General features: G+C 55.5%; 18 protein-coding genes. All 18 read right to left on the bottom strand.

Annotated features, from left to right (window positions below):
- Nucleotides 1-291 precede the first annotated feature (291 nt).
- The 18 genes from galF to wcaA all read right to left on the bottom strand — a co-directional run bounded on the left by galF (nucleotide 292) and on the right by wcaA (nucleotide 20,075).
- Nucleotides 292-1,188: a GalU regulator GalF gene (galF, locus tag AM329_RS02880; protein ID WP_010431970.1), complete on the bottom strand. Its 897-nt coding sequence runs from the start codon at nucleotides 1,186-1,188 to the stop codon at nucleotides 292-294.
- A gap of 174 nt (nucleotides 1,189-1,362) precedes the next feature.
- Nucleotides 1,363-2,754 carry a colanic acid biosynthesis protein WcaM gene (gene wcaM, locus AM329_RS02875; protein WP_032609658.1) on the bottom strand — a complete coding sequence of 464 codons (1,392 nt, stop codon included), beginning with the start codon at nucleotides 2,752-2,754 and terminating at the stop codon, nucleotides 1,363-1,365.
- A gap of 12 nt (nucleotides 2,755-2,766) precedes the next feature.
- Nucleotides 2,767-3,987 carry a colanic acid biosynthesis glycosyltransferase WcaL gene (gene wcaL, locus AM329_RS02870; protein WP_032609659.1) on the bottom strand — a complete coding sequence of 407 codons (1,221 nt, stop codon included), beginning with the start codon at nucleotides 3,985-3,987 and terminating at the stop codon, nucleotides 2,767-2,769.
- Nucleotides 3,984-5,264, bottom strand: a complete 1,281-nt coding sequence (gene wcaK, locus AM329_RS02865; RefSeq protein WP_032609660.1) for a colanic acid biosynthesis pyruvyl transferase WcaK — start codon at nucleotides 5,262-5,264, stop codon at nucleotides 3,984-3,986. Before wcaK ends, wcaL begins: the two co-directional genes overlap by 4 nt.
- Before the next feature lie 15 nt (nucleotides 5,265-5,279).
- Nucleotides 5,280-6,758 (bottom strand): colanic acid undecaprenyl disphosphate flippase WzxC, encoded by a 1,479-nt coding sequence (gene wzxC, locus AM329_RS02860; RefSeq protein WP_032609661.1) that lies wholly within the window; start codon nucleotides 6,756-6,758, stop codon nucleotides 5,280-5,282.
- Between the two features lies 1 nt (nucleotide 6,759).
- Nucleotides 6,760-8,154, bottom strand: a complete 1,395-nt coding sequence (gene wcaJ, locus AM329_RS02855) for an undecaprenyl-phosphate glucose phosphotransferase (RefSeq protein ID WP_003863525.1) — start codon at nucleotides 8,152-8,154, stop codon at nucleotides 6,760-6,762.
- Between the two features lie 114 nt (nucleotides 8,155-8,268).
- Nucleotides 8,269-9,639, bottom strand: a complete 1,371-nt coding sequence (gene cpsG, locus AM329_RS02850) for a colanic acid biosynthesis phosphomannomutase CpsG (RefSeq protein ID WP_022648631.1) — start codon at nucleotides 9,637-9,639, stop codon at nucleotides 8,269-8,271.
- 109 nt (nucleotides 9,640-9,748) lie between these two features.
- A complete protein-coding gene (gene cpsB, locus AM329_RS02845) occupies nucleotides 9,749-11,185 on the bottom strand; it encodes a mannose-1-phosphate guanyltransferase (RefSeq protein WP_003863522.1) in 1,437 nt (478 codons plus the stop codon).
- A 3-nt stretch (nucleotides 11,186-11,188) separates the two neighbouring features.
- Entirely contained in the window at nucleotides 11,189-12,412 is a 1,224-nt protein-coding gene (wcaI, locus tag AM329_RS02840; RefSeq protein WP_022651482.1) for a colanic acid biosynthesis fucosyltransferase WcaI, read from the bottom strand.
- Entirely contained in the window at nucleotides 12,409-12,888 is a 480-nt protein-coding gene (locus AM329_RS02835; protein ID WP_057979975.1) for a GDP-mannose mannosyl hydrolase, read from the bottom strand. The genes wcaI and AM329_RS02835 overlap by 4 nt, the downstream gene beginning before the upstream one ends.
- A gap of 2 nt (nucleotides 12,889-12,890) precedes the next feature.
- On the bottom strand, nucleotides 12,891-13,856 hold the full coding sequence (locus tag AM329_RS02830; RefSeq protein ID WP_003863516.1) for a GDP-L-fucose synthase: 966 nt from the start codon (nucleotides 13,854-13,856) through the stop codon (nucleotides 12,891-12,893).
- A gap of 2 nt (nucleotides 13,857-13,858) precedes the next feature.
- On the bottom strand, nucleotides 13,859-14,980 hold the full coding sequence (gene gmd / locus AM329_RS02825) for a GDP-mannose 4,6-dehydratase (protein WP_003863514.1): 1,122 nt from the start codon (nucleotides 14,978-14,980) through the stop codon (nucleotides 13,859-13,861).
- Between the two features lie 24 nt (nucleotides 14,981-15,004).
- Nucleotides 15,005-15,553: a colanic acid biosynthesis acetyltransferase WcaF gene (gene wcaF, locus AM329_RS02820; RefSeq protein WP_003863512.1), complete on the bottom strand. Its 549-nt coding sequence runs from the start codon at nucleotides 15,551-15,553 to the stop codon at nucleotides 15,005-15,007.
- Nucleotides 15,554-15,569: 16 nt separating this feature from the next.
- Nucleotides 15,570-16,316 (bottom strand): colanic acid biosynthesis glycosyltransferase WcaE, encoded by a 747-nt coding sequence (gene wcaE / locus AM329_RS02815; RefSeq protein ID WP_032609664.1) that lies wholly within the window; start codon nucleotides 16,314-16,316, stop codon nucleotides 15,570-15,572.
- Nucleotides 16,317-16,332: 16 nt separating this feature from the next.
- On the bottom strand, nucleotides 16,333-17,553 hold the full coding sequence (gene wcaD, locus AM329_RS02810; RefSeq protein WP_003863508.1) for a colanic acid polymerase WcaD: 1,221 nt from the start codon (nucleotides 17,551-17,553) through the stop codon (nucleotides 16,333-16,335).
- Nucleotides 17,528-18,745: a colanic acid biosynthesis glycosyltransferase WcaC gene (wcaC, locus tag AM329_RS02805; protein WP_032609666.1), complete on the bottom strand. Its 1,218-nt coding sequence runs from the start codon at nucleotides 18,743-18,745 to the stop codon at nucleotides 17,528-17,530. Before wcaC ends, wcaD begins: the two co-directional genes overlap by 26 nt.
- Nucleotides 18,742-19,233: a colanic acid biosynthesis acetyltransferase WcaB gene (gene wcaB / locus AM329_RS02800; RefSeq protein WP_003863505.1), complete on the bottom strand. Its 492-nt coding sequence runs from the start codon at nucleotides 19,231-19,233 to the stop codon at nucleotides 18,742-18,744. The genes wcaC and wcaB overlap by 4 nt, the downstream gene beginning before the upstream one ends.
- The gene (gene wcaA, locus AM329_RS02795; RefSeq protein WP_017383272.1) at nucleotides 19,233-20,075 is read right to left on the bottom strand and encodes a colanic acid biosynthesis glycosyltransferase WcaA; all 843 of its coding nucleotides are present in this window, start codon (nucleotides 20,073-20,075) and stop codon (nucleotides 19,233-19,235) included. The genes wcaB and wcaA overlap by 1 nt, the downstream gene beginning before the upstream one ends.
- Nucleotides 20,076-20,100: the final 25 nt, after the last annotated feature.

The raw sequence follows: 20,100 nt of genomic DNA, 5'->3' as shown, positions 1-20,100 counted from the left end.
AGATTGTGTGTAAAAAAGGCACGCTACCGCCCCTGGCTTAACAGCTACCAGTGCACTGAGCGAATGTTGAATAAAGGATTTTGAGGTCTGATTACAGACAAAAAACTGGCGTTAATTGTCGTCCTAAATGGACTCGGAAACAAGCACAAATCGTTACAAATCAGTCCACTTTTGAATCAGATAACTCCATGTTATCACTAGAATTAATAACGAAAAACGGCAGTTACCATTTTGGTTATGTTTACACATACCAAATGATAACTGCCGCTTTTTCAAATAGACAGAGACGAATCAGTCGTTAGCCAGCAACTTCTCAATGCGGCTTCTGAACTTCGCCCCTTCCTTCAGGTTACGCAGGCCGTAGTTCACAAATGCCTGCATATACCCCATTTTCTTACCGCAGTCGTAGCTATCGCCGGTCATCAGCATGGCATCTACGGACTGTTTTTTCGCCAGTTCAGCGATCGCATCGGTCAACTGGATACGGTCCCAGGCGCCTGGCTCCGTTTTTTCCAGCTCGGCCCAGATATCCGCGTTCAGAACATAGCGGCCAACGGCCATCAGGTCGGAGTCCAGCGTCTGAGGCTGATCCGGCTTTTCGATGAACTCAACAATGCGGCTCACCTGCCCTTCCGTCTCCAGCGCTTCTTTCGTCTGAATGACAGAGTACTCAGAGAGATCGCCATCCATGCGTTTCGCCAGCACCTGGCTGCGGCCCGTCTCGTTGAAACGCGCCACCATCGCCGCCAGGTTGTAACGCAGCGGATCCGCAGATGCGGTATCAATAATGATGTCCGGCAGAACCACGATGAACGGGTTATCGCCCACCACTGGCCGCGCGCAGAGGATTGAGTGGCCCAGACCCAGCGGCTGCGCCTGACGCACGTTCATGATGGTCACGCCAGGAGGACAGATAGACTGAACTTCTGCCAGAAGCTGACGCTTAACGCGCTGCTCAAGAAGCGCTTCGAGTTCATAAGAGGTGTCGAAGTGGTTCTCGACGGCGTTCTTAGAAGAGTGCGTCACCAGAACGATTTCTTTGATCCCCGCAGCAACAATCTCGTCGACGATGTACTGAATCATCGGCTTGTCAACGATCGGCAGCATCTCTTTAGGAATGGCCTTTGTGGCGGGCAACATGTGCATGCCCAGACCCGCTACCGGTATGACTGCTTTCAAATTAATCATTATTTCTTCCACCTTAAAATGGTTGACGAATTATAGCTTTTAAACCTGTTTTCGCCAGCATGTTTTGCCGTAAATATGAAGTAATCCTAGGTCACCCCACCACAAATTACAGTAGTTGTAATCTGAATAGATCGCGATTCTGTTCCAGGAATAGTCGCAAAATAGTCTGTGCGATTACCTGTGCGGCAGCGCAAAATTCAACCGTTCCGTATTCACCACATGTTGATCGACCCGATCAATATCCACCGAGCTCTGCCCCTTTTCATTGACCGCTTTTATGTTCGCAAGCGACAGCAACGTCTCGTTTTTAGCCATAAACTTCCCGCGCACGTCTTTGCGCAAATCGAACTTCATCTTCAAAGCCGGCCCCGTCGTTGACTCCTGCATCACGTTGATATTACGTAAGAAAAGGTGCTGGGGTTTGTTATGCAGCTCAAGCGTTGCTCGCTGCATGTTGACGTTGGTGATGGCAACAAACGACGTGGCATTGCCGGAGGAAATCTGTATCCCGCGCAGCTTATAGGCAAGCTGTCGGTTATCCAGGCGAATATCGTTAAGTTTGAAGTTTTGCGGTATCGACAGATAATCGCCCTTGATCACGCCATACCCGATTAACATTCCGGCGCTGTTCACCATATCGATATTATCGATAACGAAATTATCACATCCATAAATAGCTACCGTTGCGTTATCAATTCCGGCCTTTTTACTGAAGTCGGGAGTAATATTGCTGGCCTTGATATTACGGATCACAAAGTGTTTACCGTTTTCAACATGCACCAGCTGCCGACAGTTGCTGCCGGTGATATTCGCCACCACGAAGTTTTTAACGGTCTGCTGTTCCGGATAGTCATTGTCGTACGTGCTGCCAGCCAGCCCAATGCCTATGCCCCAGTTGATCTTGCCGTTTGTGCAGTTGATGTTATCGATCACGTGGTCAGAGATCAGGATATTACGGTCGTTAATCGCCACGTTCCACTCAATCGCGTCACCCTGCAAGTGGCTGAATTTGCTGTTGGTAATGCGCGCACCGTCCACCTGATTATGGAAACCCTGGCGCAGAATGGCGTAGTTGGCCTGACTCACGGCAATGCGATCGATAAGCAGGTTACGCATCACTCTCGGCTTTTTACCGCCGATGTAGATCTGGGTGACGGGGCCGAAGCCGCTCATCGCCAGCCCTTTAATGACACAGTCGGAGCCACGCACGTCCAGCGTAATGTTATGCGTGCGCCCCTCTCCTTCCCCAATGACCTTGCAGCCTTCCTGGAGCACAAACCGCCCGCGCCCGTTGCCCTTCAGCGCACCGCGGATCAGCAGGGTTTTGCCATCAGGAATGAAAATGCCGGTATTGATGTTTTCACAGGTTAACCCGGCGGGAACAACAACGGTATCGCCCTCGGTAAATGCCTGCTTAAAGGCGGCGATCCAGTCGTTATTGTTGTAGCGATCGACAGAAACCGTCTTCCCGGTTGCCGCCCGCGCAGCGCGGGGCGACAGCAGCGGCATGGCAGCCAGGACGGATAAAGAAGAGACAAATCGGCGTCGGGTAATCTTTTTCAGCATACAACCTCAGCGTTACAGCGTTTGCAGCAGGCTCGCTAACTGGCGATTAATCACCTGCTGATTGAATTCTGCTTCAACTTTTTGCCGCGCATTTTGCAGCACAGGGATCAGCGTCTGCTGATCGATATCACTGAACGCGGCCAGACGATCCGCCAGCGCCAGCGCATTGTTTTCAGGAACCAGCCAGCCAGAATGCTCAGAGGTTATCAGCTCCGGGATGCCGCTGTGCAGGGTCGAGACTACCGGAATGCCGACCGCCATCGCCTCCATCAGCGCCACGGGAATGCCTTCCATATCGCCGTCGGCGCCGGTTACGGAAGGCAGCAGGAACACATCCGCGTCATCAAGCATGGCTTTCACTTCGTGGCTCGGCTTGAAGCCCGGCATCTCGACCACGTCTTCCAGCTGATACTGTTCAATCAGCGTGCGCAGGCGACGCTCCCACGGCCCGATACCCAGGATGCGGTAGTGGAAGTCCACACCACGCGCCTTCAGCTGGCGACAGGCTTCGATGGCTACGTGCAGCCCTTTCTTTTCGGTCAGGCGGGCAACAGAGATAATTTGCAGCGGCTTGCCCGGCACCTTGACCGGTCGCTGGGTAAAGCGTTCCATGTCTACGCCCATGCGTGAAACGGTGATTTTCTCGCTCGGGCACCCCATGGTTTTCAGGCGCCCGGCCCACAGGTTGCTTATCGGCAGCATCATGTCGCCACGGCGAAACAGCTGCTGATATTCCGGCGTGTAGTGGTTCAGCACTTCCCGGCTGGAGATGTCGATACCGTGGAAAATGGTTGCGATTTTGCCGTCAATCACCCCCAGCTCACGCAGTTTTGCCGCCGTTACGCCCGCCGGGCCAAAGTGGGCGATAAAGACATCGGCCCGGTACGGCTGGGCCGTTTGCCCGCAAATGGCGGATAAGATCAGGTTGCGGGCCTCCGCCCCATAGCGCGACATATTCAGCGCCCGCCACGTCGAGGCGCGATGCAGGCCGCGCAGCGTCTGGCTGGCGCGATGGCGCAGTTTGTTCATCCGTCCGGCGGGTTCGTCCTGCAACCAGCGGGTTTTTGCCTCCAGCCCATACCGGGTATACGCCGCATGGGTGTTTTGCGTATCGCCCTTTTGCAGGGCGATAATCTCCACGTCATACCCCATATCGATAAACGCGGTGATTTGGTTCAGCACAAAAGTTTCAGACGACAGCGGAAATTTCAGTAAGAAGAAACCAACCTTCATTTCCCCTCCCGGACGCGGTCGAGTACGGATTTCACCATGCCAATACCTTTTTCGCGTTCGGCTTTTACCGCCACCGCCAGACGTTCGTTGATCGCAGGCAACTGGCCGAGCGTGTCACCTACCATCGCACCCAGCGACCCGTCCAGCAGATGACGAATATCGACGGCCATTTCCGGCATACCGAGCTGCTGCATAATGCCCGCGGACTTGTGTTCGTAGTTAATGGCGATGGCTGGCGTGCCGAAGTTCATCGAGATAATGGCCGAGTGCAGACGCGTGCCCACGGTCAGGTCGCAGGCGGAGAGCAGCTTGCCCATCTCCAGATCGTTCAGCTCGTCCATCACCACGTGATAGCGGGACGGATCGTTCACCAGGTTGCGCAGGTTGAGCGCCACCATACGGTCATCTTTGTTGTAGCTGTCGATACCGGTACAGGTGGAAAGCGCCAGCACCTGGTAACCGCTGTCCAGCATGCGGTTCACCACGTCGGCAAAGGCTTTTTCGTACGCCGCCTGGGTCGTGCCGAGGCGTTTATCGAACGGCGCAAGTTCACGGAGGGTAATGGCGACGGTTTTCTGCTTTGCCGCCACGTCCAGCCAGTGCTGTACCGCGTAGCTGGCCTGGAAGCTTTCATCCTGATGATCCACCAGCCAGGCGGTGTCTACACCGTGCTCCACTTTGGTGGTGTCAATTTCGCTGCGCTTCATCATGTCGAGGCTGACCGATTCACGCAGGATCAGCGCGTCGCAGTGGCCGAAGACATAGTTCGCCAGCTGGTTGAACTGCGGATCCTGGAATGGCCCGACGCTGTGGCCGATCATAAACAGCGGCTTTTTCGCCATGAATGTACAAAGCGCATGCTCAAACTGCGGCACGCCGTAGAGATCGACGAAGAACGAACCGCCCACCTGAATAATGGCGTCATAGCCGGACAGCAGACGCACAAAATCGGTAAAGCCCTGCGCAATGGCGATGTTGCGCAGCTTGCCGGTGTCGGTCACGCGAGAAAGCAGCACCTGATGCTGGTAGCGGCGACGCAGGACTTTCTTCACGCGCCCCATCACGCCCGCAGCGTTGTTGTGCTGTTTCATCTGGCTGTAGAGCGGGTCGCCCATCACCGGGCGGTTCAGTAACCAGGATGAGCTGACCGGATAACGGCTCATCACATCCACTTCAGTCTCAGGCTTAAGGGTGTTAATTGCATCCAGTAAACCGCGCAGGATGGCGCTGTCGCCACGGTTGCCGCAGGTATGGTTGCCAAGAATAAGTAATTTCATAATGGCCTCGTAAAATTAGCCTGCGCGAAGCAGCGTTTTCATTTTTTCGTTACGGCAAAACTGGCGCTTCATCTCGACCACCAGCGCATTGCGTGACAGCACAATCATCACGCCGAACGCCAGCGCGCCTGCCGCGACCTGCACCGCAAGCAGTGCCGCCAGCGGCAGATGCCCGTTGAGCACCACGCCCAGGCCGTAGCTCACCGCCAGCGTCGGCAAGGAGAGATAAAACGGCAGCCACAGGCTGAGGATGTACTGACGGTAGCTGGAGCCCAGCACCGGTTTGATCATCACGAAGTAGCTCAGCACGGTATTGAAGATTTGCACCAGCAGGAAGCCGAGCGTCACGCCAATGGCGCCCGCCATGTGCCCGCCCACAATAATTGCCGGAATAAACAGGAAGGTTTTAAACACGTTGAACTTGAAGCTGATATCCACGCGCGCCTTTGCCATCAGCAGAGAACCAATCGGGTTCCCCACCGAGCGCAGCAGCCCCACGACGCACAGCAGTTGCAGGATTGGGATGATGCTGTTCCACTTCTCGCCAAACACCAGCGGTACGAAATTGCTGGCGACCACCATCAGCCCCAGCAGGACCGGGAAGTTGATGATCCCCACCACGGAGAGCAGCTTGTAAAAGTTCACGCGCAGCTTCTCGGTATCGTCCTGGATTTTGGCGAACGCCGGGAACAGGACGCGGGTAATAATCGGGTTGAGCTTCATCGGCGGGACAACCGCGACGTTATACGCCAGGTTGTAGCCACCCGCGACGCTCGCGCCCAGAATGCGCGCCAGCACCAGCGTGGAGAGGTTAGTATTTACGTAGTTGATAATGCTGTCTGCCGTCAGCCACGCGCCGAAGCGCAGGTTGGATGAAACAGACGCCAGCGAAAAATGCAGCCCCGGGCGATAAATCTTACGGCCAAAGAAGCCGAATAGCAGCGTGCGCACGGCAGAGTTAACGAGGTAGCCGAGGATGGCGGTCATCGCCAGCGGCCAGAAATGGGCGCTGACCACGGTGAAGGTAAAGCCCGCCAGCACGGCGCTGGTCTCAATCATGCCGATTTTGTTGAACTCCAGCTCTTTCTGCATCAGCGCGCGGAACTGCTGCCCGTGCGGGATCACCACGAAAGCGAACGACAGGGTACGCATCAGCGGCGCCAGGTCCGGGTTATGCAGCACGCCGGCAATCACATCGCTCAGCAGGAACACCAGCACAAAAACGAAGATACCCAGCCCGACGTTCAGCCAGTAGAGGGTGGTCAGCTCCAGATGGCTGATCTCTTTGCGCTGGATAATGGAGTTGGCGATACCAAAGTCCGACAGCGTATCGGCCAGGGCGATAATCACCAGCGAGACGGTCAGCAGACCAAACTGGTGATTATCGATAATGCGCGCCAGCACCGTCATCTGCACCAGGCCGAGGCCAATGATGACGATGGTGGCCATGGCTGACCATTTCGCACCGCTGATGGTTTTTTCTCGTAAGCTCATCTTAGTACGCCGCTTTGTTCACGAAACCTTTGAAAATGGTCAGAAAAACAATCTTGATATCGAACCAGAGGCTCCACTCGCGGATGTACTCCAGATCGAACTCGATACGTTTTTCCATTTTTTCCAGCGTGTCGGTCTCGCCGCGCCAGCCGTTGATCTGCGCCCAGCCGGTGATGCCCGGCTTCACCTTATGGCGCAGCATGTAGCCTTCAATCAGGGTACGGTACTGCTCGTTATGGGCCACGGCGTGAGGACGAGGCCCGACGATGGACATCCCGCCGGTGAACACGTTGATGAACTGCGGCAGCTCATCGAGCGAGGTACGACGCAGGAAGTTACCCACGCGGGTGACGCGCGGATCGTTCTGCGTCGCCTGGGTCACCACCTTGTCGTTCTCCATCACCTTCATGGAGCGGAATTTCCACACCATGATCGGCTTACCGTCCATGCCGTAGCGGGTCTGACGGAAGATGATCGGCCCCGGCGAGCTGAGCTTCACCGCCAGCGCAATGCAGCACAGCACCGGGGAGATGAGCAGCAGGATCAGGGACGAAAGCACGATATCTTCCACGCGCTTCAGCACGCGGTTAATCCCCGACAGCGGCGTGTCGTACAGCGGAACAACCGGTACCCCGTTCACCTCTTCAATACGGGAGTGGAGAATATTGAAGGTGAAGACATCCGGGATGAGGATCACCGAGCAGGTGGTATCCGCCAGCTCGCGCATCAGTTTCTTGATGCGGGATTCATCTTTCATCTGCATGGCGATGTAGACGTTATGAATTTTGCCGGCTTTCGCATCGTCAATAAGCTGTTCGTAGTTACCAGCCCAGTCGGACGGCACGCCGCCGGGCTTCGCGTCGTGATAAATCCCGACCACTTCAAAACCTAACCACGGCTCTTTGCGGAAGCTGTCGAGCAACACCTGCCCCACCGGCAGATCGCCCGCCACGGCAACGAAGCGACGGTTATACCCGCGGTTGCGCAGCCAGCCCGCGCCAAAGCGGATCAGCGAGCGGCAGACCACCATGCCAATGCTGGTTAACAGATACCAGCAGAGATAGGTCACAAGACGGTTATCAAAATCATGGCTGAACGCCACCAGGCCTGCGCTGAAAATCAGGCTTAAGGTCCAGTTCTGGAGCAGCAGCATCAGTTCGGTGGTCATTTTGACGCCGCGCCATGAACGATAGAAATCGGTCATGCCGCCGATCATCTGAAACACCACCAGCGCAATCAACGCCATCAGCAAGTGCATGTATAAAAACGACTGCCCGCTGACCCAACACACCGCCCACAGTCCGCCGACCATGATGGTGATATCAGAAAAACGCTGCACCATAGAGATTAACGATGCATTCGTTCTCGCTCGTTCGCGCTTTTTTAGATTTGTCATCGTTGTTCCTTTAGTTCTAAACCTTACCCCTCACCCTACCCCTCTCCCCAAACGGGAGAGGGAACTTGAACACCCTCTCCCCTTTGGGGAGAGGGCTGGGGTGAGGGGCAGTTATTACTGATTCAACAGCGCCAGAATGTCCTTCGTTCGGGCTTCCATCAGCGCGGTGTCAGCGCGGGACTCCACGTTCAGGCGCACCACCGGCTCGGTATTGGACGAGCGCAGGTTGAAGCGCCACTGCGGGAACGCCATGCTGATACCGTCGGTACGGTCAATCTCCAGCGCATGAATGGCAAAGTGCTGTTCCACGCGGGCAATGGCCTCAGCGGGCTGTGCCAGTTTGCTGTTGATCTCACCGCTCGCCGGGAACGCCGCCATGCGGTCGCGCACCAGTTCGCCCAGGCTCTGCCCTTTCAGGCACAGCAGCTCGGTCACAAGCAGCCACGGGATCATCCCGCTGTCGCAGTAGGCAAAATCACGGAAATAGTGGTGGGCGCTCATCTCGCCGCCGTAGATGGCGTCTTCCTCACGCATACGCTCTTTGATAAACGCGTGGCCGGTTTTGGACATCACCGGCTCGCCGCCCGCGGCCTTCACCACGTCGACGGTGTTCCAGGAAAGACGCGGATCGTGAATGATTTTCGCCCCCGGGTTTTTCTCGAGGAACGCTTCCGCCAGCAGGCCAACGATGTAGTAGCCTTCGATAAACTGCCCTTTCTCATCGAACAGGAAGCAGCGGTCGAAGTCGCCGTCAAAGGCGATACCCATATCGGCGCCGTGCTCAATCACCGCGTTGCGGGTGTCGTCGCGGCACTCCGGCAGCAGCGGGTTAGGAATACCGTTCGGGAAGTTGCCGTCTGGCGTGTTGTGCACTTTGACGAAGGTCACCGGCACGTTCAGCGCCTTAAAGCGGGCTTCAAGTGCGTCTACAACCGGGCCTGCCGCGCCGTTGCCGGAGTTAATCACCAGCTTCAGCGGTTTGAGGTTTGCCACATTGATGTAGCCCAGCAGGTGGTCGATGTACTCTTTTTGCAGGTTAATCTGCTTATAGCTGCCGCGCTTCGCTTCGTTCACCGGCGGGAAGTCATTGGCCTCGGCCAGACGCTGCACGTCACGCAGACCGGTGTCGCCGCTGATAGGACGCGCGCCCTTGCGCACCAGCTTCATGCCGTTGTAGTCCATCGGGTTATGGCTGGCGGTCACTTCGATACCGCCGTCCACGCCCAGGTGGAAGGTGGCAAAATAGATCTCTTCGGTACCGGAAAGGCCAATGTCCAGCACATCGACGCCCGCGTCCTGTAGCCCTTTCGCCAGCGCCAGCTTCAGGGATTCGCTTGTCAGACGCACGTCGCCGCCAAGCACGATAGTTTGTGGTTTCAGGTATTCGCCGTACGCGCGGCCGATGCGCCACGCAATGTCTTCGTTCAGCTCTTCGCCCAGCTTGCCGCGAATATCGTAGGCTTTAAAACAGGTTAATTTTTCCATGATGACCCCTTTTTCAGGCAACAGTTGGCCCTGACCATGTAATGGCCAAATTTATTTTTTTCATTCGTAGGCCCGGTAAGCGCAGCGCCACCGGGCATGATGCGGAGTGCTACACGCGCCCGTAGCGATCCTGGAAGCGGATGATGTCGTCCTCTTCCAGATAGGAGCCGGAACGCACCTCAATTAAGTCGAGCGGAATTTTCCCCGGGTTTTCCAGACAGTGCGTGGCGCCCAGCGGAATATAAATGGACTCGTTTTCACCGAGCAGCTTCACTTCACCGTCGATGGTCACTTTGGCGGTCCCTGCCACCACCACCCAGTGTTCGGCGCGGTGATGGTGCATCTGCACCGACAGCCCTTCTCCCGGCTTCACGGTGATGCGTTTCACCTGATAACGCTCGCCGGCGTCGATGGAGTCATATTTGCCCCACGGGCGGTAGACTTCACGGTGAATATGGTGTTCGTGACGGCCATCGGCCTTGATCTTCTCCACCACTTTTTTAACGTCCTGCACGGCATTACGGTCGGCAATCAGCACCGCGTCTTTGGTCTGCACGACCACCAGATCCTTCACCCCTACCGTAGTGACGAGGCCAGATTCGGCGTAGACGTAGCTGTTTTCCGTTTTGTGGCTGATCACATCCCCGTGATGGACGTTACCCTCCGGGGTATGCGCGCTGATCTCCCACAGTGACGACCAGGAGCCGACGTCGCTCCAGCCCGCATCCATCGGTACCACTACCGCATCTGCCGTACGTTCCATCACCGCATAGTCAATGGACTCTTCCGGACAGGCGAGGAAGGCTTCTTCGTCCACGCGGATAAAATCGAGATCCGGATCCACCACCGCCATCGCTTTTTCGCAGGCGCTTAAGATATCCGGGCGATATTTTTCCAGCTCTTCCAGGTAGCGACCGGCGCGGAACAGGAACATACCGCTGTTCCAGTAGTATTCACCGCTGGCGACATACGCCTGCGCGGTTTCCAGATTCGGTTTTTCGACAAACTGCGCCACGTCAAAGGCCACGCTGTCGCCTTCACCAGGCGTAACGCTGCCGCGGCGAATGTAGCCATAGCCGGTTTCCGGGAGATCCGGCACGATGCCGAAGGTCACCAGCTTGCCGTTCTCAGCGTAAGGAATCGCGGCGCGTACCGCGTCGCGGAAGGCCTCTTCCTGCTGGATGACGTGGTCAGCCGCCAGCACCAGCATCAGCGGGTCGCAGTCCGGGCTGCTGCGTTTTGCTGCCAGCGCCGCAAGGGCAATGGCAGGCGCCGTGTTGCGTCCGGCAGGCTCCAGAATGATATTTTCGGTCAGTTTGTTCAGCTGGCGCAGCTGCTCGGCAACGATAAAGCGGTGCTGCTCGTTACAGATCACCACCGGGCTTTCACACTCCACGCCGTGCAGACGGTTAACCGTCGTTTGCAGCATGGTGAGGTCGCCTTTCAGGCACAGAAATTGTTTTGGATAAAGCACGCGGGACAGTGGCCACAACCGGCTCCCGGATCCACCCGCCATTACGACCGGATACAAAGTGGTTTGACTCATGATTTATCCCCGTATATCTGCAATAAATTGGCTCAGCACGTTCTCTTTCTCGAGCGTGCGTTCGGCATATTCACGTGCCACCGTGTTCTCTTTTGGCATGGCGAGTGCCTGCTCAATTCCGGTCACCAGCGCAGGAACCGATTCAGGCTCTACGCAAACGGCAATGCCCGGGTAGCTGTTGCACAGCTGGCCTAATTCTGTTGCGGCTTCTGCCGTAATCACCGCATTTCCGCCCACTGCCAGAATGTTGGTCAGCTTGGACGGCAGCACCGCATCCGCCGCGCCGCGTTTTTGCACCACCAGATGGCAGTCCGCCATTTTCAGCAGCGCGGGCAGCGCGTCATAAGACTGAAGCGGGAAGAAGCGGATGTTGGTCAGTCCGCGCTCGCTGGCCATTTTTTCCAGCCGCGCTTTACCACCGCCCTGCCCGACTATTACGAACATCCACGGGTGTTCGCTCAGCTGAAGCGCGGCGTCAATCACGCTCTCCAGCCCCTGTTTTTCGCCGATGTTGCCTGAGTAAAGAATGATTTTTTGCTCAGCAGGCAACCCGAGTTGCGCGCGCAACGCCTGCGCGTCCTGGTCTGTCACATCGCGGAAGCGCGCCACTTCGGACCAGTTCGGAAAGAAGATCACTTTTTCCGCCGGGACGCCCTTCTCCTGCGCCTTGTTCATCATCGAGCGCGAGATGGTCGAGACGTAATCCACGTTGTGCAGGCCGCTGCGCTCAAAGGCGCTGGCGAGCTTCGCCACCTTGCCGCCCTTGCCTTTCCCGGCCATACCCAGCCCGAGCATGGCGTCCACTTCATAATCCTGAATGTGCAGCAGGGTGCGCGCGCCGGAGAGTTTTCCCAGCAGGCGCATGCCTGGCGTGCAGAACAGGGTCGGCACCACGCCGATGATGCGATCCGGCTTCCAGCGACGCTGCGCCATCAGCGGGAAGAAACTGCTCAGGGCAAAGCTGCCCAGATGAATTAAACGTTTCAGCGTCGAGGGCTGTTTCGGCACGTAGAGCGGGCAGCGCCAGACGGTCGCGGCGCCCTCTTCGCGGCGGTAGCGCCAGCTGGAATAGCGTTCGCCTACCTTCCACTCCGGGTAATACGGCGGGGCAGTAATCACCCGCACGTCATGTCCCTGGCTCGCCATCCACTCGACCATCTCGCCGGTGTATTTCCCGATACCGGTAAGCTCCGGCGAGTAGTTAATTCCGTAGACGAGGATTTTCATAGACCTGGCACCTCGGCCTGACGTTCCGCAAGGAAGTACGCCCGACTGTTGTCATGGACGTTGTCGCTTGCCAGCAGCGCCTCTGGCGTTAACCAGCGGTAATCGTCATGCTGAGAATCAGGCAGACGCAGGTCTGCCTCACTCACCTTCAGGCGGAACCCCAGCACGACGTAGTGCGTGGTGAACCCGGTGCCTGAAAAGTTATCGTCATAGAAGTGCTGCCAGACCCCGTAAAACTGGCCCGCTGCCATCGGCAGTTGCAGGCCCAGTTCCGCCAGAGTGAGACGCTCGAAGGCATCTGCCAGCGTCTCATCCTTCTGCACGCGCCCGCCGGGCACGAACCAGAAGCCCTGTGCAGGACGATTGGTTCGTTTCCCCAGCAAGAACTCGCCGCGTTCGTTCTCCACGATCAAATCAATTGAGATCAGCGGAGTGGAACGCACTACCGTGGCAAAATCTTCCTGACTTAAAAACATCATTACCCCCGGAAGCGGTGCTGGTTTTCCAGGAACCACTGGTAGGTGCTGGCCAGCCCCTGCTCCAGTGAGACCTCGTGATACCAGCCCAGCTGATGCAGACGGGTCACGTCCAGCAGCTTGCGCGGCGTGCCGTCCGGTTTGGTGGCGTCAAACACCACGCGTCCTTTGTAGCCCACCACCTGCGCGATGGTCTGCGCCAGCTCGCGAATGGTGCAGTCCACGCCGGTCCCGACGTTAATGTGCGACAGCATCGGCTCGGTGTTTTCCTGCCACACTTCGCGATCCAGCTCCATGACGTGAATGCTGGCCGCCGCCATATCGTCCACGTGAAGGAACTCGCGCATTGGCGTACCGCTGCCCCACACCACCACGTCCGGGGCGTTTTCGGCAGTCGCCTCGTGGAAACGACGCAGCAGCGCCGGGATCACGTGGGAATTGCTCGGGTGGAAGTTGTCGTGCGGTCCGTACAGGTTGGTCGGCATCACCGAGCGATAGTCGCGGTTATACTGACGGTTGTAGGATTCACACAGCTTGATCCCGGCAATTTTGGCAATCGCATACGGCTCGTTGGTGGCTTCAAGCGTGCCCTGCAACAGTTCGCTCTCGGCGATCGGCTGCTTCGCCATTTTCGGGTAGATACAAGATGAGCCGAGGAACAGCAGCTTGTTCACGTTGTGCAGATGCGCCGCGTGAATGATGTTGCTCTCAATCATCATGTTCTCGTAGATGAAATCCGCCGGGTAGGTATTGTTAGCGATAATGCCGCCCACCTTCGCCGCCGCCAGATACACCTGGTCGATACGTTCACTGGCGAAGAAGTCCTGCACCGCTTTGCTGTCAAGCAGGTTCAGCTCGTCGCGGGTGCGAACAATCACCTCCACGTCACCGCGCTGTTCCAGCTGGCGAACAATCGCGGAACCCACCATTCCGCGATGACCGGCGACAAAAATACGTTGTTTTGTCATTCTCAGGACTCCAGCGCGATGGCAACCTCGTAGCCATGAGACTTGAGCAGGGAGTGTTTTTTCGCTGCTTCAAGATCTTTGGCCACCATCTCGGATACCATTTCTTGCAGGGTGGTTTCTGGTTTCCAGCCCAGTTTCTCGTGCGCTTTGGTTGGGTCGCCCAGCAGGGTTTCCACTTCAGCAGGACGGAAGTAACGCGGATCAACCTGGACAATCACGTCGCCTGGCTTCACGCCCGGTGCGTCATGGCCGGTCACGGAAACAACGATACCCTTCTCTTCCACGCCCGTGCCCTCAAAGCGCAGCTTGATGCCCAGCTGTGCCGCAGCCATCTCAACGAACTGACGTACGGAGTACTGCACGCCGGTCGCAATCACGAAGTCTTCTGGCTGCTCCTGCTGCAACATCATCCACTGCATTTTCACGTAGTCTTTCGCATGACCCCAGTCACGCAGGGAATCCATGTTGCCGAGGTGCAGGCAAGACTCCAGGCCCTGAGCGATGTTAGCGATCGCGCGGGTGATTTTGCGGGTCACGAAGGTTTCGCCGCGACGTGGAGATTCGTGGTTGAACAGAATGCCGTTACAGGCGTACATGCCGTAGGATTCACGGTAGTTCACGGTGATCCAGTAGGCGTACAGTTTCGCCACAGCGTACGGAGAACGCGGGTAGAACGGCGTGGTCTCTTTCTGCGGAATTTCCTGCACCAGACCGTACAGCTCAGAGGTGGATGCCTGGTAGAAGCGAGTTTTCTTCTCAAGACCCAGGAAGCGAATCGCTTCCAGCAGACGCAGCGTACCCATGGCGTCCACGTCAGCGGTGTACTCCGGGGATTCGAAGGAGACCGCAACGTGGCTCATCGCGCCCAGGTTGTAGACTTCATCCGGCTGTACTTCTTGCAGGATACGGGTCAGGTTGGAGGTATCGGTCAGGTCGCCGTAATGCAGGTGGAATTTCGGGTTCGCCGCGTGAGGATCCTGGTAAATATGATCGACACGCTCGGTATTGAATGAAGAGGCACGACGCTTAATACCGTGAACTTCATACCCTTTTTCCAGCAGTAACTCTGCCAGGTAAGAACCATCCTGCCCGGTAACGCCGGTGATGAGAGCGACTTTAGACATGTTTATATTCCTCTACTTATGAATTTAATCAGTTTCAACGCGTTCGCGTATCACCACTGCGGGGTTGCCACGGCAAATTTTATTTGCCGGAAGCGATTTAAAAACGCTGCTGCGGGCACCGACTACCGTGCCATCGCCAACAGAAACACCGGGTGCAACAAAGACGTCTGTTGCCAGCCAGCATTTTTCACCGATCACAACAGGCGAAGCGGTAATATCAAAATGCGGGCTCATAAAATCGTGGCTGCCGGTGCACAAATAACACTTCTGTGAAACCACCGAATTTGCGCCAATCGTAATCTCACCAAGGGTATATAACACTGCGTCATCCCCAACCCAGGCGTAATCCCCAAGCGTTAATTTCCAGGGATAAGTAATTTTCACCGAAGGTCGAATGACTACGTTTTTTCCTATTTTTGCGCCAAACAGACGCAGTAAAAATGCGCGCCAGCGGTACAGTATTTGCGGCGACCAGGCAAATAACGTTGCCTGTACAGCCCACCACAGTTGAACTTTAATACCGCTCCCGCCCCGAAAACCTTTCGGTACGGAGAATCCATTTAATTCCTGCATTACGTTTCCTTATATCTCAGGCTTTGTTATATAAGGCTTTCGCTTTACCCGTCGTTTTCAGACGTAAGAAATAAGATAATTCCGCCCAGAACCCCGGCACGCGTAATATTTTACGCTGCACGTTTTTCGCATCCTGGCACAGTTCCAGATTATTCGAGGTTGACACGCCGCCCATTGAAAATTCAGATACCAGTCCTTTAATTCGACGGAACGGGTAGCCAGATTTGTAAAGGCTGGCGGCCAGGGCATAATCTGATGACACTTTATAGCGCAAATCGTAAGGCTGTTTTTTCAGGCCGCTCATTGGGAAGAAAATAGCCTGATGGCTGGCCGGGAGGCTGTGGTAGATATACCAGCCTGGTTTCGCACCGCGCAGCGCTTTTTTCCCCTCGCCGAAATCAAGCAGCGCATCACCGATAAACATGGCATCTTCTTTCTGGCGCGCCAGCTGACGGGCAAACAGCGCCACATCTTCATGGAACACATCGCCGGAATTGAGGAAGATGGCGTAACGCCCCTGCGCCATGTTGATGCCTTTATTCATGGCATCGTAAATGCCTTTATCTTTCTCGCTGATGTAACGTAAGTTAAACTCACCGTTGAGTTTTTCCAGGAACTCCGCCGTGCCGTCGTTCGAGCCGCCATCGACCACGATCCACTCAAACGTGAGGCTCGGATCGCGCGCCAGGTTGCGCAGCGAGCGCCAGGTTTTTACCACCCCTTCGTAGTTACGAAAGGCGACAGTAATGACGCTAAGAAACATAAATCACCTCATTTCGTCATACGCTCGTAATATTCAGCGCCTTGCGCAAAATAAACGGACATACAATTAAGAATGCATATTCCGGGCTAAATATTGACCCGGTAAAAAACAACGACACCGGTGTGAACAGATAAAGTTGCACGCGAAAGTTCTGGTTATCACCAAACGCGTTAATCATCATTTTGAAAACTTTAAACAGATACCACAGTGTCAACAGTACGGCGAACCAGGAAAAATAGATAATTAACAGATACAGACCATTGTCTATGGTTTTACCGACATCCGCACCGTTAAAGATTCCGAATGATGCAACATATTCATAAAGTGAGCCGAATCTTACTACGCCATCTATATGGGTTAAGGAATAACCCACCATCACCAGTGGACCAATGATGCGATAATAGGACGATGACCCTTCCGTTCCCAAATCACCCAGACGCTCAGAAATGTACGGAAACGCAAATATCACGCCCACTAAAAATACCGTCAGAGAGATTATCGCCAGCGGCAGTTTTTTCTTAATCGCCTCTTTGTTCAGGTACTGGAACGCCCACTCCAGCAGGTAAAACAGAATAAACGTCATTACCCCGGAGAACGACCCTGACAGAACGATTCCTGCAAGAATCATAGCATCGGTCTTGGGGGTTTTGATACCGAACTGTTTGATGCTGAGCCAAATTGAGATTAATGCCAGAGCAAAAAACGCCGGTTCAAAATAGAGCGCGGTTGTACGCTTGCCACCAAACTTAATGAAGTTCAGTACATAGCTGTTACTGTATATAAGATATTTCGAAATTATTTCCATCAGGCTGCTTCCGCCTGTGAGAATAATTTGCGCCATCTCCATTGCCGCAAGCACAACAATCAGCCCGACGACAATATAAAAGAACCTGAGGATTTTCCTATAATTGTGCGGAGAAATAGTTTTAAAGCGAATACTCCACACCATGCCAATAATGATAACGATATAAACAAACAGCATGGTGGAGGTGACATATTTGCTGGCGTCCAGCGACTGACCAAAGATGTAGTTAAACGCCGTAAGACCAAACCCGATGCCCAGCGCAATCATCAGCTTTTTGAGGTTAAGCTTGTCAACGTAAAGCAACAGCAGAACCGGCAGGAAGGTGACGATAGTGATCGGGAAGCTTTCGCCGAGCTGGGCAATCTTAACGTTGACCAGCAGGTAGATCAGCGGCAGCAGCAGATAACTACAGATTCTGATAGAACGAGACATACTCCTCCAGCATCTGTTGTCCACTGTACGCTTTACGGCTGCGGTTGCGGAACGATTCCAGGTCCGTGCCAAAAACAGCCTGCGCGATATCGGCCTTCGACAACTGCACCAGCGGCAGCACCTCGTTTTCACTGAAGGTTTTACCGCCGGATTTCTCCAGCACTTCCCGCGCGGCGTCGCTGTGGGTGGCAATCACCGGCACGCCGATGGAAAGCGCTTCGCACAGGATCAGCGGGTAGTTGTCCACGCGGGAGCTGAACACCAGCGCGTCCATACCGTTCAGCGCGCTCATCAGTTTGCGTTTGTCGGTTTCAAACCCGTGGTTCACCACGTTAGCGCCTTCAAACGGGGAGAATTTGCCAAAGGTATGCAGCTCAATCTTGTCGCCGAGCGCCATCATGTCGCGCACCAGCTGCTGGTTGGTTTTGCCGTCGTAACGCAGGTCATGGGCGACGACCGCAATTTTCGGCTTACCGGCGGTAACGGCTACGGGCGTCAGTTCGGCCAGGATCGCTTCCGTCGCCACATCAATACCGTTGTTGATGATCTGGCAACGCCCTGCTCCGTACAGGCTATTAAAAGCATCCGCCACGTGCTGGCTTGGGGAGATAAAGGTGCAGCCGAGCGAGAGCATATCGCGGAACAGCTGACGCTTATCCTCAACCAGCTGATGCGCGCGATCGATCTTCACCGGCGGGTAGTTGCTGAGCGTAGGGCATTTCTGACAGTTATCTTTCCAGCCTTCGCAGCCGTCGGTAAAGGCGCAGCGTCCGGTCACGCTCCAGTGGTCGTGCAGCGTCCAGACGAATCGGGTATCCGGCTTATGCGCCTTCACCTTGCCACAAAACGCCACCACCTCTTCCAGATTCAGCCAGTAGCTGTGCAGCACGTGAAAGTGCAGCACAACCGGGCCGCGAGTGCGGGTGACGGTGCGGTAGAGATTATTCAGGTTGCCGAACAGGTCGCGGTTAAACAGGCGGAACAGCGCGATATTGGCGATGGAGGTCAGACGTGGCGTCTGTTTCAGCACCTGCGGATAGTTATCATGGCTGACGCTTTTCTTGCCACCTTTGCCGTAACCGTAAACGAAGCGCGACTGTAATCCTTTTTGCAGCGCGCGCTGGTGCAGATCCAGCGCTACGCCTGCCGCCCCGCCCTCTGCGAGGCGTACGTTAAATTGCAGAATGTTCATTTTATCACCTTCACGCGGGCTTTCTCGCCCACCACCAGCGCGTTGTCCGGAATGCTGTCCAGCACCACGCTGCCTGCGCCAATCGTCACGTTATTGCCCACGGTAATGTCCCCGATCATCACCACGTTGGCGCCCAGCTCGACGTTATTGCCGATGACCGGGCAGGCCAGGCTGTCCGGCCCGCGGTTGCCGATCGTCACCCCGTGGCGAATGGTGAAATCATCACCCGCGACGACGAACTTGTTGATGACCACCGCATAACCGTGATGAATGGTAAAGCGGCGGCCAATGGTGGCTGCGGCCTGAATTTCATAGCCAAAAAAGCATTCGGTGATGATGCGGTACAGCACCAGCACCGGCGCGGCCCAGATATTGTTCAGCACATTTTTTTTGCGCCACACCGAGCAAAAGTGCGCAATACGGTAGGCCAGAACCATGCAGCACGGGCGCAGGCTCCAGCTGTTAGCGCGACAATCTTCCAGAAACATTATTTCCCCCGAAGCCCGTCAGCCAGACGCTTGCCGTTACGTACCGACAGCAGCGTCAGCAACGTGCGCCAGTTCATGCGCTTGTTACGGATCTGATACAGGGTGAAGAGCTGATACTTCCGGCTGGCACGGTCAAACTTGTCCTTGTGCTTGCGGTAAAAATGGAAGTAGCCCGAGAATTTCTTCGGCGACGAGGTGATTTGCATCTCCCCGTGATTGATGTGCAGGATCTGCGTGGCCTCTTCCACCTTCCACGGCTCGCCGTACTCCACCACCATCCGCAGGAAAATGTCGTAATCCTGCGCGGCCTTCAGCTCGGTATCGAACAGGCACTCCTTAAAGCGCCATGCCCAGGTAAACACCTGATTGCCGATAATGTTGCGCTTGTAGAACAGGCGTCGGGAATACGGTGATTTCGGATACAGCGGCAGGCTGGCCGGCTGCGAATAGACCTCGCCCTGGCAGACATAGTCATTGGCATACAGAAACGCGTGGGTCACCAGCTGCGCTTTGTGCGACAGGAAGATCGACAGACGGTTTGGCGTCCATTCGTCATCGTCGTCGATACCGGTCAGATACTGCCCTTTCGCCTGCATAATCGCCTGGTTGCGCACCGCACACGCCCCGGAGTTGATAGCGTTGTGCGTGTACACCACGCGCGGGTCGTTCAGGTCTTCAACAAACTTTTGCAGTTGTTCGTAAGAGGAGGAACAGTCATCCACGATAATCAGTTCCCAGTTATCGTAATCCTGACGCAGGACCGATTTAATCGCGCGGATCGCCAGCTGCTGACGATTCCATGTCGGCATATAGATAGAAATCAAAGGGCGTTGTGTGGTCATATTTTCCCCTCACCCCGGCCCTCTC

The organism is Enterobacter cloacae complex sp. AR_0002, from assembly GCF_001922365.1.
Classification (GTDB): Bacteria; Pseudomonadota; Gammaproteobacteria; order Enterobacterales; family Enterobacteriaceae; genus Enterobacter; species Enterobacter hormaechei_C.
The sequence above is the reverse complement of the archived record's forward strand: the minus strand, read 5'-3'. Positions and strand labels throughout refer to the sequence as shown.

What these genes read in the sequence shown, in the direction of transcription:
- galF (WP_010431970.1), bottom strand. Translation starts at nt 1,188, where the DNA reads ATGATTAATTTGAAAGCAGTCATACCGGTAGCGGGTCTGGGCATGCAC.
- wcaM (WP_032609658.1), bottom strand. Translation starts at nt 2,754, where the DNA reads ATGCTGAAAAAGATTACCCGACGCCGATTTGTCTCTTCTTTATCCGTC.
- wcaL (WP_032609659.1), bottom strand. Translation starts at nt 3,987, where the DNA reads ATGAAGGTTGGTTTCTTCTTACTGAAATTTCCGCTGTCGTCTGAAACT.
- wcaK (WP_032609660.1), bottom strand. Translation starts at nt 5,264, where the DNA reads ATGAAATTACTTATTCTTGGCAACCATACCTGCGGCAACCGTGGCGAC.
- wzxC (WP_032609661.1), bottom strand. Translation starts at nt 6,758, where the DNA reads ATGAGCTTACGAGAAAAAACCATCAGCGGTGCGAAATGGTCAGCCATG.
- wcaJ (WP_003863525.1), bottom strand. Translation starts at nt 8,154, where the DNA reads ATGACAAATCTAAAAAAGCGCGAACGAGCGAGAACGAATGCATCGTTA.
- cpsG (WP_022648631.1), bottom strand. Translation starts at nt 9,639, where the DNA reads ATGGAAAAATTAACCTGTTTTAAAGCCTACGATATTCGCGGCAAGCTG.
- cpsB (WP_003863522.1), bottom strand. Translation starts at nt 11,185, where the DNA reads ATGAGTCAAACCACTTTGTATCCGGTCGTAATGGCGGGTGGATCCGGG.
- wcaI (WP_022651482.1), bottom strand. Translation starts at nt 12,412, where the DNA reads ATGAAAATCCTCGTCTACGGAATTAACTACTCGCCGGAGCTTACCGGT.
- AM329_RS02835 (WP_057979975.1), bottom strand. Translation starts at nt 12,888, where the DNA reads ATGTTTTTAAGTCAGGAAGATTTTGCCACGGTAGTGCGTTCCACTCCG.
- AM329_RS02830 (WP_003863516.1), bottom strand. Translation starts at nt 13,856, where the DNA reads ATGACAAAACAACGTATTTTTGTCGCCGGTCATCGCGGAATGGTGGGT.
- gmd (WP_003863514.1), bottom strand. Translation starts at nt 14,980, where the DNA reads ATGTCTAAAGTCGCTCTCATCACCGGCGTTACCGGGCAGGATGGTTCT.
- wcaF (WP_003863512.1), bottom strand. Translation starts at nt 15,553, where the DNA reads ATGCAGGAATTAAATGGATTCTCCGTACCGAAAGGTTTTCGGGGCGGG.
- wcaE (WP_032609664.1), bottom strand. Translation starts at nt 16,316, where the DNA reads ATGTTTCTTAGCGTCATTACTGTCGCCTTTCGTAACTACGAAGGGGTG.
- wcaD (WP_003863508.1), bottom strand. Translation starts at nt 17,553, where the DNA reads ATGTCTCGTTCTATCAGAATCTGTAGTTATCTGCTGCTGCCGCTGATC.
- wcaC (WP_032609666.1), bottom strand. Translation starts at nt 18,745, where the DNA reads ATGAACATTCTGCAATTTAACGTACGCCTCGCAGAGGGCGGGGCGGCA.
- wcaB (WP_003863505.1), bottom strand. Translation starts at nt 19,233, where the DNA reads ATGTTTCTGGAAGATTGTCGCGCTAACAGCTGGAGCCTGCGCCCGTGC.
- wcaA (WP_017383272.1), bottom strand. Translation starts at nt 20,075, where the DNA reads ATGACCACACAACGCCCTTTGATTTCTATCTATATGCCGACATGGAAT.